This is a genomic window from Salipiger abyssi (genome assembly GCF_001975705.1).
Lineage (GTDB): Bacteria > Pseudomonadota > Alphaproteobacteria > Rhodobacterales > Rhodobacteraceae > Salipiger > Salipiger abyssi.
The window spans coordinates 350,073-375,910 of record NZ_CP015093.1; the positions used below are offsets into that span (position 1 = coordinate 350,073).

27 protein-coding genes are annotated in these 25,838 nt (G+C 68.0%); 10 read left to right on the plus strand and 17 right to left on the minus strand.

Annotated elements, in window-relative coordinates:
- Positions 1–41: 41 nt before the first annotated feature.
- Together phnD and phnC are read right to left on the minus strand one after the other, a co-directional pair.
- Entirely contained in the window at positions 42–959 is a 918-nt protein-coding gene (gene phnD / locus Ga0080574_RS05345; protein ID WP_076695824.1) for a phosphonate ABC transporter substrate-binding protein, read from the minus strand.
- A 47-nt stretch (positions 960–1,006) separates the two neighbouring features.
- The gene (gene phnC / locus Ga0080574_RS05350) at positions 1,007–1,822 is read right to left on the minus strand and encodes a phosphonate ABC transporter ATP-binding protein (protein WP_076695825.1); all 816 of its coding nucleotides are present in this window, start codon (positions 1,820–1,822) and stop codon (positions 1,007–1,009) included.
- 309 nt (positions 1,823–2,131) lie between these two features.
- Between phnC and Ga0080574_RS05355 the strand changes: the two genes are divergently transcribed.
- Both Ga0080574_RS05355 and Ga0080574_RS05360 read left to right on the plus strand, forming a co-directional pair.
- Positions 2,132–3,346, plus strand: a complete 1,215-nt coding sequence (locus tag Ga0080574_RS05355; protein WP_076695826.1) for an alpha-D-ribose 1-methylphosphonate 5-triphosphate diphosphatase — start codon at positions 2,132–2,134, stop codon at positions 3,344–3,346.
- Positions 3,343–4,122: a class I SAM-dependent methyltransferase gene (locus Ga0080574_RS05360; RefSeq protein ID WP_076695827.1), complete on the plus strand. Its 780-nt coding sequence runs from the start codon at positions 3,343–3,345 to the stop codon at positions 4,120–4,122. Before Ga0080574_RS05355 ends, Ga0080574_RS05360 begins: the two co-directional genes overlap by 4 nt.
- Positions 4,123–4,155: 33 nt before the next feature.
- Here the strand turns inward: Ga0080574_RS05360 and Ga0080574_RS05365 are convergent, their stop codons facing one another.
- Entirely contained in the window at positions 4,156–5,226 is a 1,071-nt protein-coding gene (locus Ga0080574_RS05365) for an Mrp/NBP35 family ATP-binding protein (RefSeq protein WP_076695829.1), read from the minus strand.
- A gap of 236 nt (positions 5,227–5,462) precedes the next feature.
- On the opposite strand from Ga0080574_RS05365, the gene Ga0080574_RS05370 reads away from it, so the two are divergent.
- The 5 genes from Ga0080574_RS05370 (at position 5,463) to Ga0080574_RS05390 (ending at position 11,744) form a co-directional block, all read left to right on the plus strand.
- The gene (locus Ga0080574_RS05370) at positions 5,463–5,681 is read left to right on the plus strand and encodes a DUF1127 domain-containing protein (protein WP_076695830.1); all 219 of its coding nucleotides are present in this window, start codon (positions 5,463–5,465) and stop codon (positions 5,679–5,681) included.
- A 648-nt stretch (positions 5,682–6,329) separates the two neighbouring features.
- Positions 6,330–9,416 carry a valine--tRNA ligase gene (locus tag Ga0080574_RS05375; RefSeq protein WP_076695831.1) on the plus strand — a complete coding sequence of 1,029 codons (3,087 nt, stop codon included), beginning with the start codon at positions 6,330–6,332 and terminating at the stop codon, positions 9,414–9,416.
- Between the two features lie 45 nt (positions 9,417–9,461).
- A complete protein-coding gene (locus tag Ga0080574_RS05380; RefSeq protein WP_083716779.1) occupies positions 9,462–10,616 on the plus strand; it encodes a serine hydrolase in 1,155 nt (384 codons plus the stop codon).
- Between the two features lie 67 nt (positions 10,617–10,683).
- A complete protein-coding gene (gene lspA, locus Ga0080574_RS05385; protein WP_076695834.1) occupies positions 10,684–11,163 on the plus strand; it encodes a signal peptidase II in 480 nt (159 codons plus the stop codon).
- A 53-nt stretch (positions 11,164–11,216) separates the two neighbouring features.
- Positions 11,217–11,744: a DUF3035 domain-containing protein gene (locus tag Ga0080574_RS05390; RefSeq protein WP_076695836.1), complete on the plus strand. Its 528-nt coding sequence runs from the start codon at positions 11,217–11,219 to the stop codon at positions 11,742–11,744.
- 199 nt (positions 11,745–11,943) lie between these two features.
- On the opposite strand, the gene Ga0080574_RS05395 is transcribed toward Ga0080574_RS05390, so the two are convergent.
- Genes Ga0080574_RS05395 through Ga0080574_RS05405 form a run of 3 tightly spaced genes read right to left on the minus strand, consistent with a single transcriptional unit; the run spans position 11,944 to position 13,977 of the window.
- Positions 11,944–12,732: a metal ABC transporter permease gene (locus Ga0080574_RS05395; protein ID WP_076695838.1), complete on the minus strand. Its 789-nt coding sequence runs from the start codon at positions 12,730–12,732 to the stop codon at positions 11,944–11,946.
- Between the two features lies 1 nt (position 12,733).
- Positions 12,734–13,501, minus strand: coding sequence for an ATP-binding cassette domain-containing protein (locus Ga0080574_RS05400; protein WP_076695840.1), 768 nt, complete (start codon positions 13,499–13,501; stop codon positions 12,734–12,736).
- On the minus strand, positions 13,498–13,977 hold the full coding sequence (locus Ga0080574_RS05405; RefSeq protein ID WP_076695842.1) for a transcriptional repressor: 480 nt from the start codon (positions 13,975–13,977) through the stop codon (positions 13,498–13,500). Before Ga0080574_RS05405 ends, Ga0080574_RS05400 begins: the two co-directional genes overlap by 4 nt.
- An 89-nt stretch (positions 13,978–14,066) precedes the next feature.
- Here Ga0080574_RS05405 and Ga0080574_RS05410 point away from each other — a divergent pair, with 89 nt between their 5' ends.
- A complete protein-coding gene (locus tag Ga0080574_RS05410; RefSeq protein WP_076695844.1) occupies positions 14,067–15,077 on the plus strand; it encodes a zinc ABC transporter substrate-binding protein in 1,011 nt (336 codons plus the stop codon).
- 122 nt (positions 15,078–15,199) lie between these two features.
- Positions 15,200–15,571: a DUF2237 family protein gene (locus tag Ga0080574_RS05415; protein ID WP_076695846.1), complete on the plus strand. Its 372-nt coding sequence runs from the start codon at positions 15,200–15,202 to the stop codon at positions 15,569–15,571.
- 48 nt (positions 15,572–15,619) lie between these two features.
- Here the strand turns inward: Ga0080574_RS05415 and trpB are convergent, their stop codons facing one another.
- The gene (gene trpB / locus Ga0080574_RS05420) at positions 15,620–16,846 is read right to left on the minus strand and encodes a tryptophan synthase subunit beta (RefSeq protein WP_076695849.1); all 1,227 of its coding nucleotides are present in this window, start codon (positions 16,844–16,846) and stop codon (positions 15,620–15,622) included.
- 182 nt (positions 16,847–17,028) lie between these two features.
- Between trpB and Ga0080574_RS05425 the strand changes: the two genes are divergently transcribed.
- Positions 17,029–18,117, plus strand: a complete 1,089-nt coding sequence (locus Ga0080574_RS05425) for a transglutaminase-like domain-containing protein (protein ID WP_076695851.1) — start codon at positions 17,029–17,031, stop codon at positions 18,115–18,117.
- 26 nt (positions 18,118–18,143) lie between these two features.
- Here the strand turns inward: Ga0080574_RS05425 and Ga0080574_RS05430 are convergent, their stop codons facing one another.
- The 10 genes from Ga0080574_RS05430 to Ga0080574_RS05475 form a co-directional block, all read right to left on the minus strand.
- Positions 18,144–18,695, minus strand: a complete 552-nt coding sequence (locus tag Ga0080574_RS05430; RefSeq protein ID WP_076695854.1) for an NADPH-dependent FMN reductase — start codon at positions 18,693–18,695, stop codon at positions 18,144–18,146.
- Positions 18,696–18,795: 100 nt separating this feature from the next.
- Positions 18,796–19,563 (minus strand): LamB/YcsF family protein, encoded by a 768-nt coding sequence (locus Ga0080574_RS05435; protein WP_076695856.1) that lies wholly within the window; start codon positions 19,561–19,563, stop codon positions 18,796–18,798.
- 11 nt (positions 19,564–19,574) lie between these two features.
- Complete coding sequence (locus Ga0080574_RS05440; RefSeq protein ID WP_076695858.1) at positions 19,575–20,588, minus strand: 5-oxoprolinase subunit C family protein; 1,014 nt, start codon at positions 20,586–20,588, stop codon at positions 19,575–19,577.
- The gene (locus Ga0080574_RS05445; protein WP_076695860.1) at positions 20,585–21,322 is read right to left on the minus strand and encodes a 5-oxoprolinase subunit B family protein; all 738 of its coding nucleotides are present in this window, start codon (positions 21,320–21,322) and stop codon (positions 20,585–20,587) included. The genes Ga0080574_RS05440 and Ga0080574_RS05445 overlap by 4 nt, the downstream gene beginning before the upstream one ends.
- A 181-nt stretch (positions 21,323–21,503) precedes the next feature.
- Positions 21,504–22,754 (minus strand): aminotransferase class V-fold PLP-dependent enzyme, encoded by a 1,251-nt coding sequence (locus Ga0080574_RS05450; protein WP_076695862.1) that lies wholly within the window; start codon positions 22,752–22,754, stop codon positions 21,504–21,506.
- Entirely contained in the window at positions 22,751–22,939 is a 189-nt protein-coding gene (locus Ga0080574_RS05455) for a DNA gyrase inhibitor YacG (protein ID WP_076695864.1), read from the minus strand. Before Ga0080574_RS05455 ends, Ga0080574_RS05450 begins: the two co-directional genes overlap by 4 nt.
- Positions 22,936–23,952, minus strand: a complete 1,017-nt coding sequence (locus Ga0080574_RS05460; RefSeq protein ID WP_076695866.1) for a ribonuclease E/G — start codon at positions 23,950–23,952, stop codon at positions 22,936–22,938. Before Ga0080574_RS05460 ends, Ga0080574_RS05455 begins: the two co-directional genes overlap by 4 nt.
- Positions 23,949–24,527, minus strand: coding sequence for a Maf family protein (locus Ga0080574_RS05465; protein ID WP_076695868.1), 579 nt, complete (start codon positions 24,525–24,527; stop codon positions 23,949–23,951). The genes Ga0080574_RS05460 and Ga0080574_RS05465 overlap by 4 nt, the downstream gene beginning before the upstream one ends.
- Positions 24,528–24,593: 66 nt before the next feature.
- Positions 24,594–24,812 carry a translation initiation factor IF-1 gene (infA, locus tag Ga0080574_RS05470; protein WP_007792573.1) on the minus strand — a complete coding sequence of 73 codons (219 nt, stop codon included), beginning with the start codon at positions 24,810–24,812 and terminating at the stop codon, positions 24,594–24,596.
- Between the two features lie 97 nt (positions 24,813–24,909).
- Positions 24,910–25,794, minus strand: a complete 885-nt coding sequence (locus Ga0080574_RS05475; RefSeq protein ID WP_076695870.1) for a carbon-nitrogen hydrolase family protein — start codon at positions 25,792–25,794, stop codon at positions 24,910–24,912.
- Between the last annotated feature and the right edge of the window lie 44 nt (positions 25,795–25,838).

Consider the following 25,838-nt stretch of genomic DNA (forward strand, 5'->3'; position numbering starts at 1 on the left):
CGGGGCGCATGATGCGCCCCGGTCTGCCTGTCTGCCCTGGCTTACGAGCCGCGGCGCTGTTCCTTGATCCACTGACGCATGTCGACGATCCACTGATAGCGGTCGTGATCGACGCGGATGTAATCGCTGTCGGGGTTGGCATCCTCGGGGTCGAAGGAGGTCACCAGCTTGAAGCCTTCGGGATCGTTCTCGGCAAAGTTCTCCAGCGCGACGGTGATGTCTTCGACCATCTCGTCGGGCAGGTTGTTGCGCACGGCCCAGGGGCCAACGGTGATCTCGGGGCTTTCCCAGATGGTGCAGATCACACCATCCTCGATCATGCCCTTGGAGACCATGCGCTGCGGGATGCCGTCGACCTCGTTGTTCTGATAGGTCGATGCGGTGTCGAAGGTGCCGTTGACGACACCCTGCACACCGGCCTCATGCGAACCGGAAAACGGCGTGGCGGCGAAATAGCTGGCCGGGTCGATGCCCAGCTTTTCCTTCATGTTGAAGAAGGGCACCGCATAGCCCGAGGTGCTGTCGGGATCGGCAAAGGCATGGACCTTGCCCTTGGCGTCGTCGAGCGACTTGATGCCGCTGTCGCAGCGGGTCACGACGATGGAGTTGTAGCCGGTGTTGCCGTCTTTCTTGGTGGTGGTGAGGATCGGGCGCACGCCGCCCTCGGTCGCGGTATAGGCGGCCGCGTAGGAGGAGGAGCCGAAGCGCGCGATCTCGATCTGGTCGGCGGCCATGGCCTGCACCACGCCATCGTAGTTACCGGCGGTGAAGATCTCGACCTTCACGCCAAGTTGGCTTTCGAGATACGTGCGCAGCGGCTCGTTGCGCATCAGGCGGTCTTTCTCGTTCTCGCCCGAGAGGATGCCGAACTTGATGACCTGATAGTCATCCTTCCAGCCCTCGGCCATGGCGGGGGCGGCGATGAGCGCCACAAGGGCGGCAGTGGTGAAGAGTTTCATAACGGGTGTCTCCCTGAGATATGTCAGAAGCTGTGAGGGGGCCACAATCACGCCGGCGTCAGGGCCGGGTTGCGCGTGACCGTGGTCGAGGTGACGGCCTCGTTGAACTCGGCGAGTCCCTCCGAGCCGTAGATGTCGCGCACCACATCGTCGGTGAGCTGGTGCGCGGTGCCGTCGAACATCACACGGCCCTCGCGCATCGCGATGATGCGGTCGCAATAGGCGCGCGCGGTGTCGAGCGTGTGCAGGTTCACAAGAACGGTCAGCCCGTCCTCATGGTTGATATTGCGCAGCGCCTCCATCACGCGGGTGGCGTTGCCCGGATCGAGCGAGGCGATTGGCTCGTCCGCCAGCATGATGCGCGGGCGCTGCACCAATGCGCGGGCGATGGCCACGCGCTGCTGCTGCCCGCCCGAGAGCGTGCCGGCGCGTTGCAATGCCTTGGGCGCCATATCCAGCCGGTCGAGCGCCTGGATCGCCAGCGTGCGCTCTTCGTCGGTGAAGTTCATCGCCATCGAGGCGAGGAACCCGCGCTCCGCCAGCCGCCCGACCAGCACGTTGGTCAGCACATCCAGCCGGTCGACCAGGTTGAACTGCTGAAAGATCATCGCGCAGTCGCGGCGCCATTGCCGCAGCGCCTTGCCACGGAGCGCCGTCACGTCGGTGTCACCGTGATGGATCTGGCCCTCGCTGCGGTCGATCAGCCGGTTGATCAGCCGCAACAAGGTGGATTTGCCCGCGCCGGAGCGTCCGATGACGCCTACGAACTGGCCCTGCGGGATATCGAGCGTCACGCGGTCGACGGCGGTGTTGCCGCCGAAACGGCGCGTGAGCGAGGTGAGGCGAAGCGATGCGTGTTCCATGAGGCCGGAGCATCGCCGTGCGAGATGACGGCTTGAACACATCCGGATGAATTTTGTATCGCCGCTTCTTGTCGCTTTCGTGAAGGCCATCGCCCCGGGTGACGGAAAATCAAGCGCTTGCCGGTTTCACGCTGTTTCCATGCCTGGAAACCGTCCCACACGGGCTTTGCCACGTCACGTTTGCATCATAGAAGCGCAGCAAAACCGTCACAAAACCGAAATGCGCCGGTCACCTGCCAGCGCCAGAAATTCATTCGGATCAATCCGCGTCGGGGTGCTGCTCCGGACGCACTCAGGGAGCCCCCGACGATGGCCATGATTTTCGAAGGCGCCGAGGTTGTCCTGCCCGATAGCACCGCGCGCGTGTCGCTGCGTGTCGAGAACGGGCATATCACCGGGCTCGACAGTACTCCGGACGGCGCAAACCGCATCGACGCGCGCGGGCTGACACTGGCCCCCGCGCTGGTGGATGTGCATGGCGACGCTTTCGAGCGCCAGCTCATGCCGCGTCCGGGCGTGTTCTTTCCGCTCGACATGGCGCTGATGGAGACCGACCGGCAGCTTGCCGCCAACGGCATCGCCACCGCCTATCACGCGCTGACGCTCTCGTGGGAGCCCGGGCTGCGCTCGGTGGATCAGGCAACGCGCATCCTTGATCGGCTGGCGGCGCTGGAACCACGGCTGGCGGCGGAGAACCGGCTGCAACTGCGCTGGGAGACCTTCTGTTTCGAGGCGCGGTCGCTGATCGCGCGGGCCCTTTCGGGCGCGCTGACCCCCTCGGTGGCGTTCAACGATCACACCTCCATGGCGATGCTCGACCCGGCGATTCCCTTGCAGGAGCGGCCCTTCGACCTCGTGGCCGATTACCCGTCCATCGACCTCACGCTGATGGCCACCGCCGGAAAGTTCGAGAAACGCGCCGCGCGCGCCGGCATCGACGCCGCCGCCTATCTGCGGCTGCTGGGCGAGGTCTGGGAGCGGCGCCCGCAGGTGGCGGGCGCCATCGCCGAGGTCGGCGGCCAGGCGCGCGCGGTGGCGGCGCCGATGCTCAGCCATGACGACACCCAGATCGAGACCCGCGATTTCTATCGCGGCCATGGCGCGCGGATCAGCGAATTTCCAATGAACGAGACCGTTGCGCGGGCGGCGCGCGAGGCCGGCGACTGGATCGTCTTCGGCGCGCCCAACGCGGCGCGCGGCGGCAGCCATCTCGGCTCGCCCGGCGCCGCCGACATGGCCGCGCGCGGGCTCTGCGATATCCTCGCCTCCGATTACTACTACCCCGCGATGCTCGCCGCCGTGGCGCGGATGCGCGCCGAGGGCCTGGCACCGCTGCACGCGCTGTGGAAGCTGGTCAGTGCTAACCCGGCAAAGGCCTCCGGGCTGCACGACCGGGGCGAGATCGCGCCGGGCAAGCGCGCCGATCTGGTGCTGCTCGACTGGCCCGAGGGCAGCGCGCCGGCGCCGGTTCTGACGCTCCGGGCCGGGCGCGTGGCGCATGCGGCGCGGGGCTTCGGGCTGTGATCTGCGAGGCCGCCGAACGCTTCGAGGGTCTGGCAGAGACCTATGCGCTGCACAGGCCCGGCTATCCGGTGGCGGCGTTTTCCGATCTGGCGACACAGGTGGACAGCCCGGCCCGCATCGCGGTCGATGTCGGCGCGGGCCCCGGCAATTCCACCCGCGCGCTGCGCGCGGCGCTGCCGCAGGACTGGCTGGTGATGGCGGTGGAGCCCGGGCGCGACATGCGCCGGGTGCTGGCGCGCAGCTTTCGCGACGAACCAAGGGTGCAGGTCGATGAGGGCGCCGCCGAGGCGCTGCCCCTGCCCAATGGCTCCGCCGGGCTGCTCACCGCCTGCGCCGCCTTTCACTGGTTCGACCGCGCGGCATTTTTCACCGAGGCCGCGCGGGTGCTCGCCCCGGGCGGTGTGCTGGCGCTGCTGCGCAATCGCCGGGTGCCCTGCCCGCTGGTCGCGGCTTTTGACGCCTATGTCGCCGAGCAATCGGTCGAGGTGTCGGATTTCCAGGCGCGCGAACGCTCCAAGGAGCCCACGGTGCGCGATCTGGGCGCGCTCGAGGCGTTCCGCTCGGGCAAGTCGCGCACCTATTCATGGCAGCAGGAGATGGAGGCTCACGGGCTGATAGATCTCTACCTGACCCGTGCCACGGTCTGGGCGCTGGTGCGCCGCATGGGGCTGGGCCGGGTGCTGGAGGATCTGCGCGCGCTCTGCGAGATCCATGGCGGCGCGGGGCGCTTTACGCTGGAGTGGGAAACCACGGTGAAATGGACCCGGCGGCGCTGAGGCGGAGGCCGTAGCGGCCCCCGCCATGAGAGGTCAGACGATACCGCCCTTGATCAGACGGTCGGCGAGCTGGGCATAGGCCTGCGCCATCACGCCATCGCCAAGCGCCACCGGTGTGCCGGCATCGCCGCCGAGCCGGGTTTCCAGGTCGATGGGCAGATTGGCCAGCACCGGCAGGCCAAGCCGCTCCGCCTCTGCCGCCACGCCGCCCTCGCCGAAGAGATGCGCCTCGTGGCCGCAATTGGGACATTTATATAGAGACATGTTCTCGATCAGCCCGAGCACCGGCACTTTCAGCGTCTCGAAAGCGTCAAGCGCCTTCTTGGCGTCGAGCATCGCCACGTCCTGCGGCGTCGAGACCACGATGGCGCCGGCAAGATCGCTCTTTTGCCCCAGCGTGAGCTGCACATCGCCGGTTCCCGGCGGCAGATCGACGATCAGCACGTCGAGCTCGCCCCACTCCACCTGCATCATCATCTGCTGAAGCGCGCCCATCAGCATCGGCCCGCGCCAGACCACCGCCTTGTCCTCGGGCAGCATGAGCCCGATCGACATCAGGGTCACCCCATGCGCGTGCAGCGGAATGATGGTCTTGCCGTCCGGGCTCGCCGGGCGCTTCGACACGCCGAACATGCGCGGCTGCGAGGGACCGTGGATATCTGCATCGAGCAGACCGACCTTCTTGCCCGCCCTGGCCAGCGCCACGGCGAGATTCGACGACACCGTGGATTTGCCCACCCCGCCCTTGCCGGAGCCGATGGCGATCACCGCCTTGACGCCCGGCGGGTTCATCCGGCCCTCCTGCGGCTGCGGATGGCCGCCGACCTTCAGCGAGGGCGGCTTGGGCGCGGCCGCCGGCGTATGCGCGGTGAGCGCCACGCGAACGGATTGCACACCGGGAATCGCCGCGACGAGCTTTTCCGCCGCCAAGCGCAACGGCTCCATCTGGCCGGCGATCTGGGGACTCGGCGCCTCGATGACAAAGCGGACATCGCCGCCCTCGACGCTCAAAGCTCGAATCATGTCTCTGGAAATCAGGTTTCCCCCGTCGGGCAGCGGCAGCCGTTCCAGCTCGGCCTTCACCGCCTCGATTGTCCGGCTCATGTCTCGTCCTTTCCCTATACGCAAACCGACGTAAGGTCACATTGCGGTGGATGCAATCCTCGCCCAGATTGCGCCTAATTATTACGCTTAACGCCTTGCTTTCGCTCAGCTCCCCGCCAAAAACCCTATGCGTTTTCCGCATAGCGGCATTGTGGCTTAGCGGGATTGTGCACTTGCAGCATTTGCCCCAGATTGATCCCAACAACGCAATAGACCGACGCAGGCAAGTTAAGCAAATGGCATACGCAACCGAACAGACCTCCCGCAGCCAAAGCGCTGTGACCGGACGCTTCGCCAATCTCGCCGCAGGTCTTCGCGAACATCTGGCACGGCGCCGTCTCTACAAGGAGACGTTCCGCGAACTCGCGGCGCTGAGCAACCGGGAACTTGGCGATCTGGGGCTGAACCGCTCGATGATCCGCCGGATCTCCTGGCAGGCCGCCTACGGGGCCTGAGACATAGGAATTGGTTTCGAAGGGCTCTCTCCTCCTCCCTGAGCCCTTCGGATATCGGCGGCGGCCTCACTCCTCCTCCCGAGGCCGCCGCCGCAAAGATCAAGGGGCAGAAATGCCCTAGACGACATCGAAGGCCCTCTCCTCCTCCCTGGGTCTTTCGTGTCAGCGACGGTGCCTCTCCTCCTCCCTGGCATCGTCGCACCCTACATCCGGGCTGAACGCCCGACAGTTTCGGAGCCCCCTCTCCTCCTCCCTGGGGCCTTCGATACGCGGCGGGGTCTCTCCTCCTCCCTGACCCCGCCGCACCGAACATAGGGGCCCGATGCCCCACCGGAACGAAGACCCTCTCCTCCTCCCTGGGTCTTTCGTGACCGCGACGGGGCCTCTCCTCCTCCCTGGCCCCGTCGCACACCACAACAAGAGCCGCGAGGCTCACCAGTTTCTGGACCCCCTCTCCTCCTCCCTGGGGTGTCCGGAAAATCGACGGCGGTGCCCTCTCCTCCTCCCTGGGCACCGCCGTTTCCTTTTCTCCCCCCCTGCTCATGACCGCTCATCCGCCGGAGGACGGCCCGGATTCGCGGCCTTCCCCTTCCCCACGGCTTTCGATAGACGAGACGGGACGACAGATGCAGGCACGGGAAGACACCCATGGCGATGGAAAAGACATTCGACGCAGGCCAGGCCGAGGCGCGGATCTACGAGGCATGGGAGAAGGCGGGCGCCTTCAAGGCCGGGGCCAACGCCTCGCGCTCTGAAACCTTCAGCATCATGATCCCGCCGCCCAATGTGACGGGCTCGCTGCATATGGGCCATGCGTTCAACAACACCTTGCAGGATATCCTGATCCGCTGGCACCGCATGCGCGGCTTCGACACGCTGTGGCAGCCCGGTCAGGACCATGCGGGCATCGCCACCCAGATGGTGGTCGAGCGCGAACTGGCCAGGGACGCCTCCAACGCCACCCGCCGCGAGATGGGGCGCGAGGCCTTTACCGCGAAGATCTGGGAATGGAAGCAGCAATCCGGCGGCACCATCATCAACCAGCTCAAGCGGCTGGGCGCCTCCTGCGACTGGTCGCGCAACGCCTTCACCATGTCCGGCGCCGAAGGGGCGCCCGCGGGCGAAGAGGGCAATTTCCACGATGCGGTGATCAAGGTCTTTGTCGACATGTACGACAAGGGGCTGATCTATCGCGGCAAGCGGCTGGTGAACTGGGATCCGCATTTCGAGACCGCGATCTCCGATCTCGAGGTCGAGAATATCGAGGTGCCGGGCCATATGTGGCACTTCAAATACCCGCTCGCCGGAGGCGAGACCTATGAGTATTTGGAGAAAGATGAAGACGGCAACGTGCTCTTCCGCGAGGAGCGCGATTACATCTCCATCGCCACCACCCGCCCCGAGACCATGCTGGGCGACGGCGCCGTCGCGGTGCACCCTTCGGACGAACGCTATGCGCCCATCGTCGGCAAGCTCTGCGAGATCCCGGTGGGGCCGAAGGAACACCGCCGGCTGATTCCCATCATCACCGACGACTATCCCGATCCCGATTTCGGCTCGGGCGCGGTGAAGATCACCGGCGCGCATGATTTCAACGACTATCAGGTCGCCAAGCGCGGCGGCATCCCGATGTACCGGCTGATGGACACGCGCGGCACCATGCGCGAGGACGGCAAGCCCTATGCGGATTGCGCCGAAATCGCGCAGCAGGTCGCGCGCGGCGAGCTGGAGCTGACCGAGGCCGAGGCGGATGCGATCAACCTGGTGCCCGACCATCTGCGCGGGCTCGACCGGTTCGACGCGCGCGAGGCGGTGATCCGCGAGATCACCGAAGAGGGTCTCGCGGTGATGACCGAGGTGACCGACCCGCGGCTCGGCGCTGCGGCGGGCAAAGCGCCGGTCGCCCCCGAAGAGGGCGGCGAGGCGCGCGACGAAGAGGCGCAATGGGTGCCCCTGGTCGAGTCGAAACCGATCATGCAGCCCTTTGGCGACCGCTCCAAGGTGGTGATCGAGCCGATGCTCACCGACCAGTGGTTCGTCGACACCGCCAAGATCGTCGGGCCCGCGCTCGACGCGGTGAAGGACGGCACGGTGAAGATCCTGCCCGAGAGTGGCGAGAAGACCTATTACCACTGGCTGGAGAATATCGAGCCCTGGTGCATCTCGCGTCAGCTCTGGTGGGGGCATCAGATCCCGGTCTGGCACACCCCCGGCTTTGGCGGCGAATGGCGCAGCTTCTGTGCCGCGACCGAGGAAGAGGCGCTGGCCAAGATGCGCGATTTCTTCGGATTCTTCGGCGAGGATACCGAGTTCCTCCTCGTCGAGGATGCGGCGGCTGCCGAGGATCTGCTCGCCGATCTGCTGTCGCAGGGCACCGATTACACCGGCGTCGATCAGCGTCAGCGCGCGCAGGCGATCCCGGTCTTCCGCGATCCGGACGTTCTCGACACCTGGTTCAGCTCGGGCCTCTGGCCGATCGGCACGCTGGGCTGGCCGGAAAAGACCCCCGAGCTGGAGAAATACTTCCCCACCGACGTGCTGGTGACCGGGCAGGACATCCTGTTCTTCTGGGTTGCGCGCATGATGATGATGCAGCTCGCCGTGGTGGACGAGATCCCGTTCCACACGGTCTATCTGCATGGGCTCGTGCGCGACGCCAAGGGAAAGAAGATGTCCAAGTCGCTCGGCAATGTGGTCGATCCGCTTGAGATCATCGACGAATACGGCGCCGACGCGCTGCGCTTTACCAATGCCGCCATGGCAAGCCTCGGCGGCGTGCTGAAGCTCGATATGCAGCGCATCGCCGGCTACCGGAATTTCGGCACCAAGCTGTGGAACGCCGCGCGCTTTGCCGAGATGAATGAGGCGGTGGGGCTCGGGGGCGGCATGCCGCAACCGCAGGCCACGGTGAACAAATGGATCCTGGGCGAGACCGCCCGTGTCCGCGAGACCGTCGATGCGGCGCTGGAGGAATACCGGTTCAACGACGCGGCGCAGGCGCTTTACGCCTTTGTCTGGGGTGTGGTCTGCGACTGGTATGTCGAGTTCTCCAAACCCCTCCTGCAAGGCGAGGATGCGGCGGCTAGGGCCGAGACGCAGGCCACCATGTCCTGGGTCATCGACCAGTGCCTGATCCTGCTGCACCCGATCATGCCCTTCATCACCGAAGAGCTCTGGGGCACGCTGGGCGAACGCTCCAAGATGCTGATCCATGCCGACTGGCCGGTCTACACCACCGAAGACCTGCTCGACCCGGCGGCGGATGCGGAGATGACCTGGGTGATCTCGCTGATCGAGGGCGTGCGCTCGGCGCGGGCGCAGATGCATGTGCCGGTGGGGCTCTATGTGCCGGTGCTGGTGAGTGAGATCGACGCCGCCGGCGAGGCCGCCTGGGCCAATAACGAGACGCTGATCAAGCGGCTGGCGCGGCTCGAAAGCCTCACCAAGGTCGAGAGCTTCCCCAAGGGCACGGTCACCGTGCCGGTGGGCGGCGCGGTCTTTGGCCTGCCGCTGGCCGATATCATCGACGTCGAGGAGGAAAAGGCCCGGCTCGAAAAGGGACTCGCCAAGCTCGCCAAGGAGCTGGGCGGGCTGCGCGGCCGGCTGAAGAACCCGAAATTCATCGAAAGCGCCCCCGAGGAGGTGGTCGAGGAGACCCGCGACAACCTCGCCGCGCGCGAAGAGGAAGAGGCCAAGCTCAAGGACGCGCTGGCGCGGCTCCAGGAGATTGGCTGACATGGCGCCGCCGTCCCGCGGCGCGCGCCGATGAGAGGCCTTCTCATGGCCCTCGCGATGCTGCTCGGCACAGGCGCGGCCTCTGCCGAGCCGGCGCCCGCGCCGGATGCGGTGCTGCGCGCCCTGCTGGATGACGGTGCGGCGGCGACGGAGTTCACCCCGGATTTTCTGCAACAGGTGCCGCGCCCGGCGCTGGAGCAGGTGCTTGGCGGGCTGCGCGAACAGCTCGGCCCGGTGACCGGAATCGAGACCTCGGGCGACGGCTATACGGTGCTCACCGAAACGCACCGCGTGCCGGCGCGGATCGGCCTCGATGCCGGGGGCCGCGTGGCGCTGCTCTGGTTCGGTACACCCGAGCCGCGCGTCGCCGATCTCGCGGCAGCGGAGGCGCTGCTGTCGGAGCTCGGGCAGGACGTGGCCTGGCTGGCGCTGCGCGAGGGTGAAACGCTGGCCGCACATCGCGCCGGAGAGGCGCTGGCGGTGGGCTCGGCCTTCAAGCTCGGCGTGCTCTCGGTGCTGGCCGACCAGATCGCCGCCGGGCGCCGCGACTGGGCGGATGTGCTGCGGATCGGGGCCCACCACCGCTCGCTGCCCAGCGGGCGGATGCAGGATTTCCCCGAAGACGCGCCTGTGACGCTGCACACGGCGGCGCTGGCGATGATCGCCGAGAGCGACAACACCGCCACCGATCTGCTGCTCGATACGCTGGGGCGCGATGCGGTGGCGGCGCGGCTGGGGCTCGCCCCCGGCGATCTGCTGAGCACGCGGGAATTCTTCGGGCTCAAGGCGGATGCCGATCTGCGCAGGGAGTGGCTGGCGGCAGAGGTCTCAGACCGCCCTGCCCTCGCCGCGCGCGCCGCCCGCACGCTGCCGCCGGTCGCGGCGGTCACCGGGCCGCATGTGGACGGGCTGGAATGGACCCTGCCGCTGGAACGGCTCTGCGCGCTCGGCGCGCCACTGGCGGAGCTGCCGCTGATGCAGGTCAATCCCGGCCCGGTGCCCCCGGGCGCGCCCTGGACGCGCATCGCCTACAAGGGCGGCTCGGAGACCGGGGTGCTGAATTTCACCGCCTTGCTGCGCGACGCGGACGGGCGCGACTATTGCGCAGCGCTCACGGTGAACGACCCCGGCATGGTGGCGCTCGACACCGCGATCAGCGCCTTTGGCGCCTTTCTGCGCAGCCTTACCGCCACGCCCTGAGCAGCGGCTTTCCATCGCGCGCCGCAACGGGTAGAGCGGAGCGGGCAGAAACGGGCGGGGACGAGCGATGCGGACAGTGGCGCTGGTGGCGGCGATCACCTTTGTGATCGACCAGCTGACAAAATGGCTGGTGGTGCATGTGATGTCGCTCGACACGCGGCTGGCCATCGACGTCTGGCCTCCTTTCGTCAATTTCCGCATGGCGTGGAATGACGGCATCAATTTCGGCCTGCTGGGCAGCGGGGACGAAGCGGCGAAGTGGATCCTGATCTCGGTCGCGCTCGGCATCGTGCTCTTTGTGCTGGTCTGGCTGCGCCGCGATCCGCCGGGCTGGCCCGGGCTGGTGGCCGGCGGGCTGCTGATCGGCGGCGCGCTCGGCAATGTGGTCGACCGGCTGCTCTATGGCGCGGTGGCGGATTTTCTCAACATGTCCTGCTGCGGCATCGACAACCCCTTTGCCTTCAACGTCGCGGATATCGCGATCTTTGCCGGGGCGCTGGGGCTGGTGCTGCTGCCCGGGCGCAAACCGGGGAAAAAGGGCTCGTGACGCGGCGGATCACATGCGTTAAAGCAGGACAAGGCAAGAACCGGAGGGTGGCAATGAAGCTGTCGCACATGGTGCTGATGATCGGGCTGGTCGGGCTCTCCGCCTGTTCCGGGCGCGAGCGGGATATCCGTCTGCACTATCTCAAGACCAATAGCGGCACGCCCGAGGAATTCGCCATTCTTCCCAACAAGCCGCTGGAAACGCCCAACGATCTGAACGCGCTGCCGGCGCCCACGCCCGGCGCGACGAACCGCACCGCGCAGACGCCGCGCTCCGACGCGGTGGCCGCGCTCGGCGGCAATCCCGCGCGGCTCGACGAAAGCGGCACCCCGCGCGGCGACGGGGCTCTGATCAACCGCGCCTCGCGTTTCGGGCGCGATGCCGGCATCCGCCAGCAGCTCGCCGCCGAGGATCTGGAATTCCGCAAGCGCAAGTCGCTGTTCAGCTGGAAGATCGTGCCGGAAGACGAGTATTACAAAGCCTATCGCGCGCAGTGGCTCGACACCTACGGTGTGCTCGACGCGTTCCGCCGCGCCGGCGTGCGCACGCCCTCCGCCCCGCCCGAAGGCTGGGACGACTGACGAGCGGCTCTCAAAGCCCAGATATCGCAGGATTATCGCATGCGCGCCCCGATCCGGGGCGGCATGGCGATCATGCTCGGGACAGACAGGTTCCCGGAGGGACCGGGCACCGCACTCCGATACGCTTCGGGAGCGGCGTCAAAGCGCCGGCGCTCCGCCCCATCCTCTCAGCGTAAGCGCGACGTGTAGCACGACCGGCTCAGCCGCGCAGGCGCCGCAGCACCGAGGCCCCGGCAAAGAGGATCGCCGCGGCGCAGACCATCGACGGCCCGGCGGGCGTGTCGAGTACGAAGGCGCCCCAGAGCCCTCCCAGCGCCGACAAAGCCCCCAGCACGGCGGCGCTCAGCGCCATGGCCTCGGGGCTGCGCGCGAAGTGGCGCGCGGCGGCGGCGGGAATCAGCAGCATGGCGCTGACCAGAAGCGCCCCCACCACCTTGATCGCCACTGCGACCGCCAGCGCCAGCGCCAGCGTCAGGATGCGCTGCTCGCGGCGCGGGTCGATGCCGCTGGCCCAGGCCAGATCCGGCGAGACCGTCGCGGTCAGCAGCGCCTGCCAGCGCCAGCCGATCAGCGCGATCACCGCCGCAGCCCCGCCCCAGATCACCGCCAGATCGCCACGGGTCACCGCCAGGATGTCGCCGAAGAGATAGGCGGAGAGATCCAGCCGCGCGCCCGGCACGAAGGTCACCGCCACCAGCCCGAAGGCCAGCGCGCTATGCGCCAGCACGCCAAGCAGCGTGTCCATCGCCAGCCCGCGCTCGGACAGGGTGGCCACCAGCAGCGCCATGACCAGCGCCACCGCCAGCGTGCCCGCCACCACCGGCAGCGACAACGCCAGGGCCAGCGCCACGCCCAGCAGCGCCGCATGCGCCGTGGCGTCGCCGAAATAGGCCATGCGGCGCCAGGCCACGAAACAGCCCAGCGGTGCCGTGGCCAGCGCCAGGCCCAGCCCGGCCAAAGCCGCGCGGATCAGGAAATCGTCGAGCATCTCAGCCGGCCTCCGCCTGTCGCGGCGCTGTGCCGTGTTCGTGGTCGTGGGTGCAGGTCTCGTCATGGCTGTGACTGTGCTGGTGACGATAAAGCGCCAGCGCGCCATGGGTGCCGGTGCCGAAGAGCGCCCGGTATTCCGCCGCCTGCGCCACCACCTCCGGATGGCCCTGACAGCAGACATGCCCGTTGAGGCAGACCACCCGGTCCGAGGCGCTCATCACCACATGCAGCTCGTGGCTGACCATCACCACGGCGCAGCCCAGATGTTCGCGGATCTCCTCGATCTGCCGGTAGAACGCCGCCGAGCCGGGCTGGTCGAGCCCCTGCGTCGGTTCGTCGAGCAGCAGCAGCTCGGGCTTGTTGAGCAGCGCGCGCGCCAGCAGCACCCGCTGGAACTGCCCGCCGGAGAGCCCCGCCATGGGCCGCTCGCCCAGGCTCTCCGCCCCGGCCTCTTCCAGCGCCGCCCGGCGCTCGGCAGCCGGCACCCGGCGCGGCAGCGACAGAAAGCGCATGACGGTCATCGGCAGGGTCGGGTCCATCAGCAGCTTTTGCGGCACATAGCCCAGCCGCAGCCCGGGCTTGCGCTGGATGCGCCCCGCCTCGGGCTTCAGCGCGCCGATCAGCATGCGCAGCAGCGTCGACTTGCCCGATCCGTTCGGCCCGACAATGGTGACGATCTCGCCCGGGTCGATGTGAAAATCGACCCCCTGCAACACCGGATGGCTGCCCAGCGAGACCGAGAGCCCGGTGGCCTCGATCAGGCTCATGCCCGCGCCTCCCGGCAGGCCGGGCACAGCCCCTCGGCCTCGATCACCATGCGGGAGACCTCGAAATTCAGCTCTCCGGCCGCGGCGCGCACCGCCTGCGCGATCCCGCGCGAGGGCATCTCGGCGACCGCGCCGCAGCCTGAACAGATCAGGAAGGCCGGGGCGTGGCGTTCGCCGGGATGGGCGCAGGCGACAAAGGCGTTCAGCCGCTCGATCTTGTGAGCGAATCCGTGGCTGACGAGGAAATCCAGCGCCCGGTAGACGGTGGGCGGCTGCGCCCCCTGCCCCTCGTCGCGCAGCACGTCGAGCAGCTCATAGGCGCCCATGGCCCGATGCTCGCGCAGCAGGATCTCCAGCACCCGCCGGCGCTGCGGCGTCAGTTGCAGACCCTGCGCCGAGCAGGTCTCCTCCGCGGCGCCGAGCGCCTGTGAAATGCAGTGACGATGATCGTGCGAGGCAAACCCGAGCGTGTCCATGACAACCTCCGTAATCCGGGGGTTGATATGTTATAGTATCCCGATTATCAACCCTTCCCACAATGTTATATCATAACGGGATTCCCACCATGCTGAAACCGCTGCTTCCCGCCGCGCTGCTGCTGGCCACGCCGCTCTGGGCCGAGGCCCCGCGCACCGTCACCGATATCGGCCCCGTGCAGGGGCTTGTCGCCTCGGTGATGGGCGATCTCGGCACGCCGGAGCTGCTGGTGCCGCAGGGCGCCTCGCCGCATAGCCACGCGCTGACACCCTCGCAGGCGCGCGCGCTCCAGCAGGCGGAGCTGGTGTTCTGGATCGGGCCAGACCTGACCCCGGGAATCGGCCGCAAGATCGAGGCGATCGCCGGCGAGGCCACGGTTCTGGAGCTCTCCGAGCAGCCGGGCGTCATGCATCTCGCCGCCCGCGACAATGCGATTTTCGACACCCGCGCCGAGGCCGATACCGGTCATGAGCACGATGAGCACGACCACGACGAAGACGCGCATGACGATCATGGTCACGACGATCATGACGACCACGCTGACGACGATCATGACGACCATGCGCATGATCACGACCATGACGGCGACGACCCGCATCTGTGGCTCTCGCCCGACAATGCCGCCGCCTGGCTGCCGGTCATCGCCGAGGCGCTGGCCGAGGCGGATCCGGAGAACGCCGAGACCTACCGCGCCAACGCCGCCGCCGCAGGCACGGCGCTGGAAGAGGCCGTGTCGGACGCCCGCGATATGCTGGCGCCGGTGCAGGAGGATCGGTTCGTGGTCTTCCACGACGCCTATCAGTACTACGAGCAGGCGTTCGGTCTGCATGTGATCGGCGCGATCAAGCTCTCCGACGCCTCCGATCCCAGCCCGGCCCGGCTCGACGCGCTGCGCGACGTCATCACCGACAGCGGCGCCACCTGCGTCTTTGCCGAGCCGCAATTCGACCCGCGCCTGATCGCCGCCGTCACCGAGGGCACGGAGATCGGCGTCGCCGATCTCGACCCGCTGGGCATGGCGCTGGAGCCGGGCGCCGGCTTCTACCCCGCGCTGATCAAGGATCTGGCGAGCCGCATCTCGGCCTGCGCAGAGGGCTGACAGCCGCATCGGCGGGGCGCGGCAGGGCCGCGCGCCGCCCCATGCGTCCAGACAGGGTCTCCCCACCGGCGCGCTGGACAGGCGCGCCGCTCTTTGTCAGGCTGGCCGCAAGGAGACGCGCTATGATCGAAAAAGAGCCTGCCATCAATGTGCTGGGCGAGCCGCTCTCGCCCTGCTCGACAGAGCCGCTGACCGGCTTTTTCCGCGACGGTCATTGCAACACCTGCGCCGAGGATCACGGCAGCCACACGGTCTGCGCGGTGATGACGGCGGAGTTCCTGGCCTTCTCGGCCTATGTCGGAAACGATCTCTCGACCCCGCGCCCCGGCTTGCGCTTTCCCGGGCTGAAGCCCGGCGACCGCTGGTGCCTCTGCGCCATGCGGTTCCTTCAGGCACATGACGAGGGCTGTGCGCCGAACGTGGCGCTGGAGGCCACGCATCTGCGCGCGCTGGAAGTGGTGCCGCTGGAGGTGTTGCAGGGCCACGCGGTCTGACCCCAAAGAGACAAGGGGCGCGGCCTTCTCAGCCGCGCCCGCCCTGTTTCAGCCCATATCGAAGCCCAGATGCTTCGCCACGGTGAAGATGTCCTTGTCGCCGCGCCCGCACATGTTCATCACGAGGATGTGGTCCTTGGGCAGCGTCGGCGCCAGCTTCATCACATGGCCAAGCGCGTGGCAGGGCTCCAGCGCCGGGATGATGCCCTCGGTGCGGCAGGAGAACTGGAACGCCTCCAGCGCCTCCTTGTCGGTGATCGAGACATATTCCGCGCGGCCGGTATCGTGCAGCCATGCATGTTCCGGCCCGATGCCGGGATAGTCGAGCCCCGCCGAAATCGAGAAGCCTTCGAGGATCTGGCCGTCATCGTCCTGAAGCAGATAGGTGCGGTTGCCATGCAGCACGCCCGGGCGCCCGCCGGTGAGCGAAGCGCAATGCTCCATCTTTTCGTTGACGCCCTTGCCGCCGGCTTCGACGCCGATGATCTTCACCGACGGGTCGTCGAGGAACGGGTAGAAGAGCCCCATGGCGTTGGAGCCGCCGCCGATTGCGGCGATGATCGTGTCGGGCAGACGGCCCTCGCCCTCCTGCTCGGGGAGCTGCCAGCGCACCTCCTTGCCGATGATCGACTGGAAATCGCGCACCATCGCCGGGTAAGGCGCGGGGCCGGCCACCGTGCCGATGCAGTAGAACGTGTCGCGCACATTGGTCACCCAGTCGCGCAGCGCATCGTTCATAGCGTCCTTGAGCGTGCCGCGCCCGGAGGTCACCGGCACCACCTCGGCGCCCAGAAGGCGCATGCGGAAGACGTTGGGCTGCTGGCGCTCGACATCATGCGCGCCCATATAGACCACGCATTTCAGCCCGAACTTGGCACAGACCGTGGCAGTGGCCACGCCGTGCTGACCGGCGCCGGTCTCCGCGATGATGCGGGTCTTGCCCATGCGCTTGGCGAGGATGATCTGCCCCAGCACATTGTTGATCTTGTGCGCGCCGGTGTGGTTCAGCTCGTCGCGCTTGAGATAGATCTTGGCCCCGCCCAGCTCTTCGGTCATGCGCGCGGCATAATAGAGCGGCGAGGGGCGACCCACGTAATGGGTCCAGAGATCGTTCATCTCGTCCCAGAAGCTCTGGTCGGTCTTGGCCTTTTCGTATTCCTCTTCCAGCGAGAGGATCAGCGGCATCAGGGTTTCCGATACGAAACGCCCGCCATAGATGCCGAAACGCCCCTTTTCGTCGGGGCCGTTCATGAAGGAATTGACCAGATCGTCCATCGCGCTTCTCCGTGTCGCAGCGGCCTCTGTCTAAGGCATCATACGGGCGCTTGACCAGCCCGCGCGGCCACCTTTCGCGCGGAAAAGCGGCGTGGGACGACACGCCGGGCTTGTCTTGCGGTGCGGCCTGCCGTTTCCTATACGCGTCGCACCGCATTCCGACAGTCAGGACACCCATCGCCATGCACAGACGCCGTCTCTTGCAAGCCGGGGCCGCCGCCGCCCTCTTCGCCACCGCGCCGCGCCTCGCAACCGCCGCCTATGCGCCCCGCCCCGAGGGCTGGCGCCGCTTCGAGCTGACCACGCGGGTCGAGCTGCCCCGCGCCGGCAAGGCGGCGCAGGCCTGGGTGCCGGTGCCCTCGCTGAGCCAGAGCCTCTGGACCCAGCCGGGCGAGACCGGCTTCGACGGCAGCGCCGCGCAGGCCGAGCTGATCGACGATCCGACGCAGGGCATCGCCTTTGTGCATGCGATCTGGCCCGAGGGCGAGGCGCCGGCGGTGCTGGAGGTGGTCTCGCAGGTCGCCACGCAGAGCCGCAAGATCGACCTCTCTGCCGCCCCCGGCGACGCCACCCTGTCGCCCGGGGAGCGCGCGAAACACACCGCCGCCACCGATCTCATTCCCACCGACGGCATCGTGCGCGACACGGCCGAGGCGATCACCCGCGGCGCCTCCAGCGATCTCGACCGCGCCCGCCGGATCTATGACTGGGTGGTCGAGCGCTCGCAGCGCAACCCCGAGACGCGCGGCTGCGGCCTCGGCGATGTGGCGACCATGCTGCATTCCGGCGATCTCTCGGGCAAATGCGCCGATCTCAACGCGCTCTTCGTGGGCCTCGCCCGTGCCGCCGGCCTGCCCGCACGCGACCTTTACGGGCTGCGCGTGGCGCCCTCGGCCTTCGGCTACAAGAGCCTCGGCGCCGGATCGTCCGACGTGACCAAGGCGCAGCATTGCCGCGCCGAGGTCTTCCTGGAGGGCTATGGCTGGGTGCCCGCAGACCCGGCGGATGTGCGCAAGGTCGTGCTGGAAGAGCCGCCGAAAACCCTCACGCTGGACGACCGGGAGGTCGAGGACGTGCGCGCCGCGCTGTTCGGCGCCTCCGAGGGCAACTGGCTCTGCTATAACGACGCCCATGACGTCACCCTGCCCGGCGCCTCCTTCGGCACCCTGCCCTTCCTGATGTATCCGCAGGCGGAAATCGGCGGCGTCGAGCAGGATTCGCTCAGCCCCGCCGATTTCGTCTACAGCATCACCACGCGCGAGATCGTCTGAACAGTCTGAACAGACAGCGCGCCGGCTCAGACCGTGCCGGCGCGCACCGCCTCGGCAAAGCCCGCCACGAACCCCGCGAGCCGCTCGCGGGTTTTCCCGTCGGTGAGGTTGCCCGCCTCGTCGAATTTCCCCGGCGCCTTCGACACCATCAGCCGCTGCCCGTTCCAGGGCCTTGTGCCAAGCGCCCGCAGCACCGGCAGCCAGGCGTTCTGCGACAGGATCGTGCCGAAGCCCATGGGCGAGGCGCCGAGCAGCGTCACCGGCTTGCCGGCGAAGAGATCCGCGCCGGGGCCGGACGACATCCAGTCGATGGCGTTCTTGAAGACGCCCGGAAGGCTATTGTTGTATTCCGGCGTGAAGAGGATGAGCCCGTCGCAGGCCTTCAGCGCGGCGCGCAGCGCGGTCACCGCCTGCGGGTCGCCCTCGGCCTCCAGATCGGCGTCATAGAGCGGCACGCCATGCACCGTATGCGCGTCGATCCCGACGCCCTCGGGCGCCTCTTCCACTGCCGCGCGCATCAGCCCGGTGTTGAAAGACCCGCGCCGCAGGCTGCCCGATAGGCCCATAAGTCGTGTCATGATGCTCTCCGCGTTTCTGTCTGGCTGCGGAAGAACCTAGGCGACGCCCGCCATTCCGCAACGCCGATCTGCGGCGCGCGCGCCAAAACCTGGCGCCGCCCTATCCGCGCCCGGGAAACACCTCCAGCGCAATCCCCGCCGCCTCGAGCGCCCCGCGCACCGTCCGCGCGATCTCGAGCGCGGTCTTGCCGTCGCCATGCAGGCAGATCGTGTCCACCGGCGCCGGGATGCGCTTGCCGCTCTCGGCGATGATCGCGCCTTCGCGCACCATCGCCACCATGCGCTCCGCCGCCAGCGCCGGGTCGTGGATCACCGCCCCCGGCTGCGACCGGTCTACCAGCGTGGCGTCGTCGTTATAGGCGCGGTCGGCAAAGATCTCGCCCGCCCAGCGGCAGCCCAGAGCCTCCACCGCCTCCTGCTGCGCCGTCGCCGCCAGCACCATGACAATGATCTCCGGATCGACCGACAGCGCCCCCTCATAGGCCGCCCGCGCCAGCGCAGCGTCCTCGGCGCTCATGTTCGACAGCGCCCCGTGCAGCTTGAGATGCCGCACAGCGCCGCCCGCCGCGCGCGCCATCGCCTGCGCCGCGCCCAGCTGATAGGCCACGAGGTTGCGCAGGCTGTCGCCGGATATCTGCATGCGCCGCCGTCCAAAGCCCTGAAGATCGGGAAAGCCCGGATGCGCACCGATCCCGGTGCCGCGCGCCACCGCCTGTCTCATGGTCGCGGCCATAACGTCCCAGTCGCCGGCATGAAAGCCGCAGGCGATATTGGCCGAGGTGATGACGTCGAGCAGCGCGCTATCCTGCCCCATCACCCAGGGGCCGTGGCTTTCGCCCATATCCGCGTTCAGATCGACCGATGCCATGGCATGTCCTTTCAATGATCGTGGTGGTCGCCGCTGGAAAAGCCGCTGACCAGCTTCAGCGATAGCAGGTCCGGCACATCCGCCGGGTCGCGGATCAGCGGCGCGATACGGCGCGGCAGCTCCGCGATCTCTTTGCGATAGGCGGCTTCCGCCTCCAGCGCCGCGTCGAGCGAGATCCAGCGGAACGACAGCCGCGCCCCCGCCGGCGCCTGCGCGACACACGGCAGATCGGCGGGAATCACCGTGGCCAGCCGGGGATAGCCGCCGGTGGTCTGGCAATCCGCCATCAGCACAAAGGGCGCGCCGTCGCCGGTCACCTGGATATCGCCGGGCGCGATCACTTCCGAGACCACCGACAGCCCGCCCTCGACGCCATAGCCCGCCCCCTCGGGGGTGAGCTTCACCCCCATGCGATTGGCGCGCATGTCGCGCACGAAGGCTTCCTCGCCGAAACGCCTGCGCTGCTCCTCGGGAAAGAGCCCGGTTTGCAGGCTTTCCACCACGCGCAGCACGCCGCCGGAGAACCGCTCCGCCACCGCCAGCTTGCGCCCGGTCTCGCCGCCCTTGTCAGGGCCGACCGCCAAGCGCGCGCCCGCTCTCACCGGCGCCCCCAGACCCGCCGTCAGATGCGCCGATTGCGCGCCGAGGATTTCCTTCTCGGCAAAGCCGCCGCCCACATGCAGATAGCCATAAGCGCCGCTCAGGGCCGGGCCGATCTCCAGCCTTGCCCCCGCCGGCAGCAGATGCGAGGCCTGCCAGAGCAGCGGCTGCCCGTCGAGCGTGGCGCGCATCGGTGCGCCCGTGAGCGCGATGCGCATCTCCTCGCTCGCCTCGAAGAGCCCGCCGACGCCGGCCATTTCCAGCGCCACGCCCGGGCGCGTGCCCAGCAGCGCCGCGCCCTCTTCCAGCGCCAGCCGGTCCATGGCGCCGCCGCGCGAGAGCCCGTAGGCGATCCAGCCGGGCCGCCCCATATCCTGCAAGGTCATCGCCGGCCCGGCGCGGTGCACGATCAGCGCCCGGCTCATGCCAATGCCTCCCAGCTTGCGCCGCCCTCGGCATCGCCCTGCATCCTGGCAAACACCTCTTCGGAGACCGAGGGGAATGTCACCTCGTCTCCCGGCGCCAGCAGAAAGGGACGCGCCTCGCCCAGCCGCACCAGCTTTGCTGCGGTCTGGCCGACATGGCGCCAGCCGGTCTGCGCCTGCACGGTGAAGAGCACGAATTGCCTTATCGCCAGCACCAGAGCGCCGGGTTGGACCTGCGGCGTCAGCGCCTGCTGGCGCGGGATGTCCCAGCACTCGGGCAGCTCGCCCAGATAGGGCTGCCCCGGCGCGAATCCCAGCGCCGTCACCCGCACCCGCGCACCGCTCAGCGAGTCCAGCGCCTCGCGCTCGGACAAGCCCGCCGCCGCCGCCGCCTCGCCGAATTGCGGCGCCAGCGCACCACCGTAGACCGTGGGAATGCGATGCAGCCGCCGCCCGCCCGGCAGCGGCGCCTGCATCCAGTCGCGGCTCTCGATCAGCCCGCGCAGCTTCGCCGCCAGATCCGCGTGGCGCAGATAGAGCGGATCGAAGCGCAGATAGCAGGAGACCAGCGAGGAGGCGCTCTCCTCGACCCCGTCCCAGCTTTCGCGCTCCACCTCGGCCCGAAAGGCCAGCGCGGCGCGGTTCGCGGGTTCGCTCAGCCGGTCGCCGAAGCTCACCAGCATGCCGTCGATCCCGACGGTGCGAATCTCCGGATATCCGGCCTCCAGCGCCATGCGCCTCACTCCTTCGACACTCCCTGCCGCAGTGTTACCACGCGCCCCCCGCATCGCAAGCGGACGCGCCGATAGAAGCGGCCCGCCGAGGCAAAGCGCCCGCCTCTTCATCTTTCTTCAAATACTCACAAAAATCCCGCCCTCTCCGCCGGCACCATCGCCGGCAGCAGGGCGCCCGGAACTACCCCAGGATCCGCTGCATCGCCGCCAGAAACGCCGCCACCTCTGCCTCTGTGTTGTAATGGCAGAGCGACACGCGCACGCAATCGGCCTGCCCCAGCGGCGCAAGGATATTGCCCGAATAGTGATCGGCCTTGCGGGTGTGCACCCGGATGCCCTGATCCGCCAGCGCCGCCACCAGATCCGGCGAGGCCTGCCCGTCGGCATAAAAGCTCACCAGCCCCTCGCGCGCCGGGTTGTCCACGCCGCCGACGACGGTAACGCCCGCCATCTCCGCAAGCCCCGGCAGGTTGCCGGTGCCGTGCAGCATGGCGCGGGTCAGCGCTGCCTCGTGATCGTGGATCGCGCGGCCCGCCGCGGCGATCCGCGCGCGCGGATCGCTCTCGCCCGAGACCTCGCCGCCCAGCCATTCGAAATATTCCACCACATCGGAGAAGGTGGCATAGGCGCCGGTATCGCGGGTGCCGAGCTCCCAGTTGCCCTCCGGCGCGCCGATCAGCGCGTCGTGGCGCAGCCCGCTCAGCCGGTCGGAGGCCCAGGCCAGACCGTAGCCGTGACGCGAGAACACCTTGTAGGGCGAGATCACATAGCCGTCGATGTCGTAGGAGGCTATGTCGATGCCGCCGTGACAGGCGTGCTGGATACCGTCCACCACGATCAGCGCCTCTGGCGCCTTCGCGCGGATCGCCGCGACGATGCCGGGCACATCCATGCTCATGCCGGTCACCGGCGAGGTGTGCAGGATCGTCGCCACGCGCACATCCCCGGTCACCGCCGCCGCATAGGCCTCGGGCGTGACCGTGCCGGTGGCGTCGTCATGCGGCACCAGCACATGGCGTTTGCCCGACACCTCCGCCCAGCGGGCGCAGGCGCTGCGCGAGGCGGGATGCTCCACCGTCGAGCCCAGCACCACGCCGCCGGGCGTGCCGAGGCAGGCATCGGCGATCAGCCGGAACAGCAGCTCCGTGCCGCTCTCCCCGACAAACACCTTGCCCGCATCCGCGCCCAGAAACAGCGCCGCATCCTCGCGCGCCTTGGCGATGATCTCTCCCAGCGCCGCCGAGGCCGGGTTGTCGCGGCCCTGATTGTCGGGGATCGCGGCGAAGCGTGCCGAGGTCTCGACCACGGAAGTCAGCGTCAGCGCGCCGCCGGCATTCTCGAAGAACACCCGCGGCCCGGTGAAGGGGCAGGTCTCGACATGGGCAAAGCGGGCGCGGATCTCGGTCAGCAGTTCGGGGGTGATGGCGGTCAATGTTTCGTGTCCTCTTGCCGGGCCTTCTCGGCGGCCTCAATGGCCTCCTCCACATCCTCGGGATCGGTCGAGGGGATGGCGTAGCTGCCCGACATCCATTTCGCCAGGTCGATATCGGCGCAGCGCTTCGAGCAGAAGGGGCGGAATTTGGCATCGGTCGCGCGACCACAGATCGGGCAGCTCATTTCAGCACCTCCCGCAGCGGAACGCGCTCGCGCTTGCGCTGCAACTCCATCAGGCCGAGCTGCGTCCAGCCGGCGAGGATGGTATCCGTATCGTCCTGCTTGAGCGCGGCGCGCAGCACCTGCTCCATCTGGCGGCGCTCCTTCTTCGGCGCCGGCGCCGGATCGACCAGCACCTGCCCGCCCAGGCCCCGCAGCCGCAACTGGCGCGGCAGCTCGCGCAGCGCCGCCATATTGGCCTTGAGCCCCGCCGCGGGCGAGGTGTCACCGCCGGTGTTGATGTCGACCGCGACCAGCGCGCGGGTCGGCTCGATGCACATGGAGCCGCCGCCCGAGAGCGGCACCAGCGGGCTGCGCAGCGCCTCGATCAGGTCGTGCACATTGTGGCGCTCGAAGCTGCCGGGCTCGGCATCGACCTCTTCCGCCTGCCATTCCCGCCAGGCCAGCGCCTGCGGCCCGTCGCCCTCGACCAGCGTCTCGGCCTCGCCCGTGGTGTCGGCCAGCACCGTTGTCGCGAGCTGCACCATGGCGTCGATATCCTCGGCGATGTCCTGGGCGTCGGCACCGGCGCAGGAGGAGCGCAGGATCAGCCCGTGATCGCCCTCCATCACGTCATGGGCGATGGCCAGCAGCTCGTCGCGCAGATCGTCATCCTTTATCTGGCGCGAGATGTTGATGCCCGGCGCGCCCGGGGTGACGATGGCATAGCGCGACTTGAAGAGCAGCCGCGTGGTGACCGGAATCGCCTTGCCCGGCTCGGCATAGCCCGTGACCTGCACCAGCAGCGCATCGCCCGGCGCCAGCCCCTTGACCTGCCGCAGAAAGGCATTGCCGTCAGGGGTTTGCAGGAACATCCCGCCCTGCCCCTTCATCGGGCGCAGCGCGGTGGCGCGATAGATCGTGCCCGGTCGCGGATGGTCGCTGTCGATCAGCAGATCGTGTAGCTGACCATCGACGATCAGCGCCGCGGCCTCGGTGCCGTCCAGCGCGTCGAGTGCAATCGTGCGTCCCTTCATGACACCGCCTTATAGAGAGGATAGCCCGCCGCCGAAAGCAGCCCGGCGGTTTCGGCAAGCGGCAGCCCGACCACGGCGGTGAAGCTGCCGTTGATCCATGGAATGAACGCGCCCGCCGGCCCCTGAATGCCATAGCCGCCGGCCTTGCCGTGCCAGTCGCCGCTTTGCAGATAGGCGTTGAGCTCTTCGTTGGAGAGGCTCTTCATCTTCACCTGGGTGACGACATCGCGTTCCCAGATCTGGTCGCCGCGCTTCACCGCCACCGCGGTGATCACCCGGTGACGGCGCCCGGACAGCGCCGTGAGAAACCCCGCCGCCTCCTTCTCATCCGCCGGCTTGCCGAGGATTCGCCGCCCCAGCGCGACGGTGGTGTCGGCGGAGAGCACGATCTCGTCCGGCCCGCAGGGAATCGCCTCGACCTTCTCGCGCGCGAGACGCACGCAATAGGGGCGCGGAAGCTCACCCTTGCGGGGATCCTCGTCGATATCGGGGGGGCGGATGTCGGCGGGTGTGACGCCGAGCTGCGCAAGCAGCTCGCGGCGGCGCGGGCTGCCGGAGCCGAGAACGAGTTTCATGCGCGGGCCCGTGCGGTTGCGCTCCGCAAAGCGGAAACTTCCGGTGAATTCAGGCCCATGCAGGACTTACTTAAAGCGATAGTTGATCCGACCCTTGGTCAGATCGTAGGGGGTCATTTCAACCTGAACGCGGTCGCCAGCCAGAACCCGGATGCGGTTTTTCCGCATCTTGCCTGCCGTATGCGCGATGATTTCATGGCCGTTCTCGAGCTCGACCCGGAATGTCGCGTTGGGCAGGAGTTCCTTCACGACGCCGGGGAATTCGAGAATGTCTTCCTTGGCCATGGTGTCTCCTGTCTGTGCCGTTCCACCAAACATTGCGGAACGCCCAAGGATATGCGCCCAATTGGCGGGATTTTCAAGGGCACATCTGCCCTGCAAATCAGGAAAGGCTCCGCAAGATGGCGGGGCGGTCACGCCCGGCCTGCTCGTCCCAGTGGGTGCGGTTGAGCACGACGCCATCCTTGCGGACCCGCGCCACCGCGTCAAGATCAAGCTCCGCATAGGTCCAGCCCGGGCGGTTCATCGCCCCTTCCGCCAGCACGCCGGTGGCGGGAAAGCCGGTATCGGGCGGGCCGAAGATGCCGCCCATGCCGCAATTCGTGTCCACCGCCTCGGACCAGTCGCAATCGCCCACGGTCGAGGCCATCACCGTCACGCATTGCTGCTCCAGCGCGCGAGCCATGGCGCCGATGCGCACGCGATTGTAGCCATGCGCCGCCTCGGTGCAGGAGGGCACGAGGAGCAGATCGGCCTCGGAAAGCGCCCGTGCCAGAAGGGGGTATTCGCTGTCATAGCAGATCAGGATGCCGATCTTGCCGAGCGCGGTGTCGAAGAGCGTCAGCGGCCCGCCGCCCACGACGCCCCAGTCCTCGCGCTCGAAGCGGGTCATGATCTGCTTGTCCTGCTGCCCCATGGCGCCCGATGGGGCAAAGAGCCGGGCGCGGTTGACCGGGCGCGGGCCGATTTCCGCGTCGAAGACCGGGGCGGAGGCGGCGAGGATATGCACGCCGTGTTTCCGCACCAGCTCTGCATGCAGCGCGTCGACCTCGGGGATGCGCTCGGAGACCGCATGCAGCGAGGCTTCGAGATCCTGCGCCGTGGCGCGGCCCGCTAGTGTCGCCAGTTCCATCGCGCCGTATTCGGGGAAGACCAGAAGATCGGCGCCCTGCCCCGCGGCCTCGCCCACCCAGCCGGTGAGCTTTGCCGCGTAAGCCTCCCAACTTTCGAGGAAATCCATCTTGTAGGCGGCGGCGGCGAGTTTCATGGCGTCGTCCTTGTTGCAAGCGGAGGTCGGGGCGCTGCCCCGGA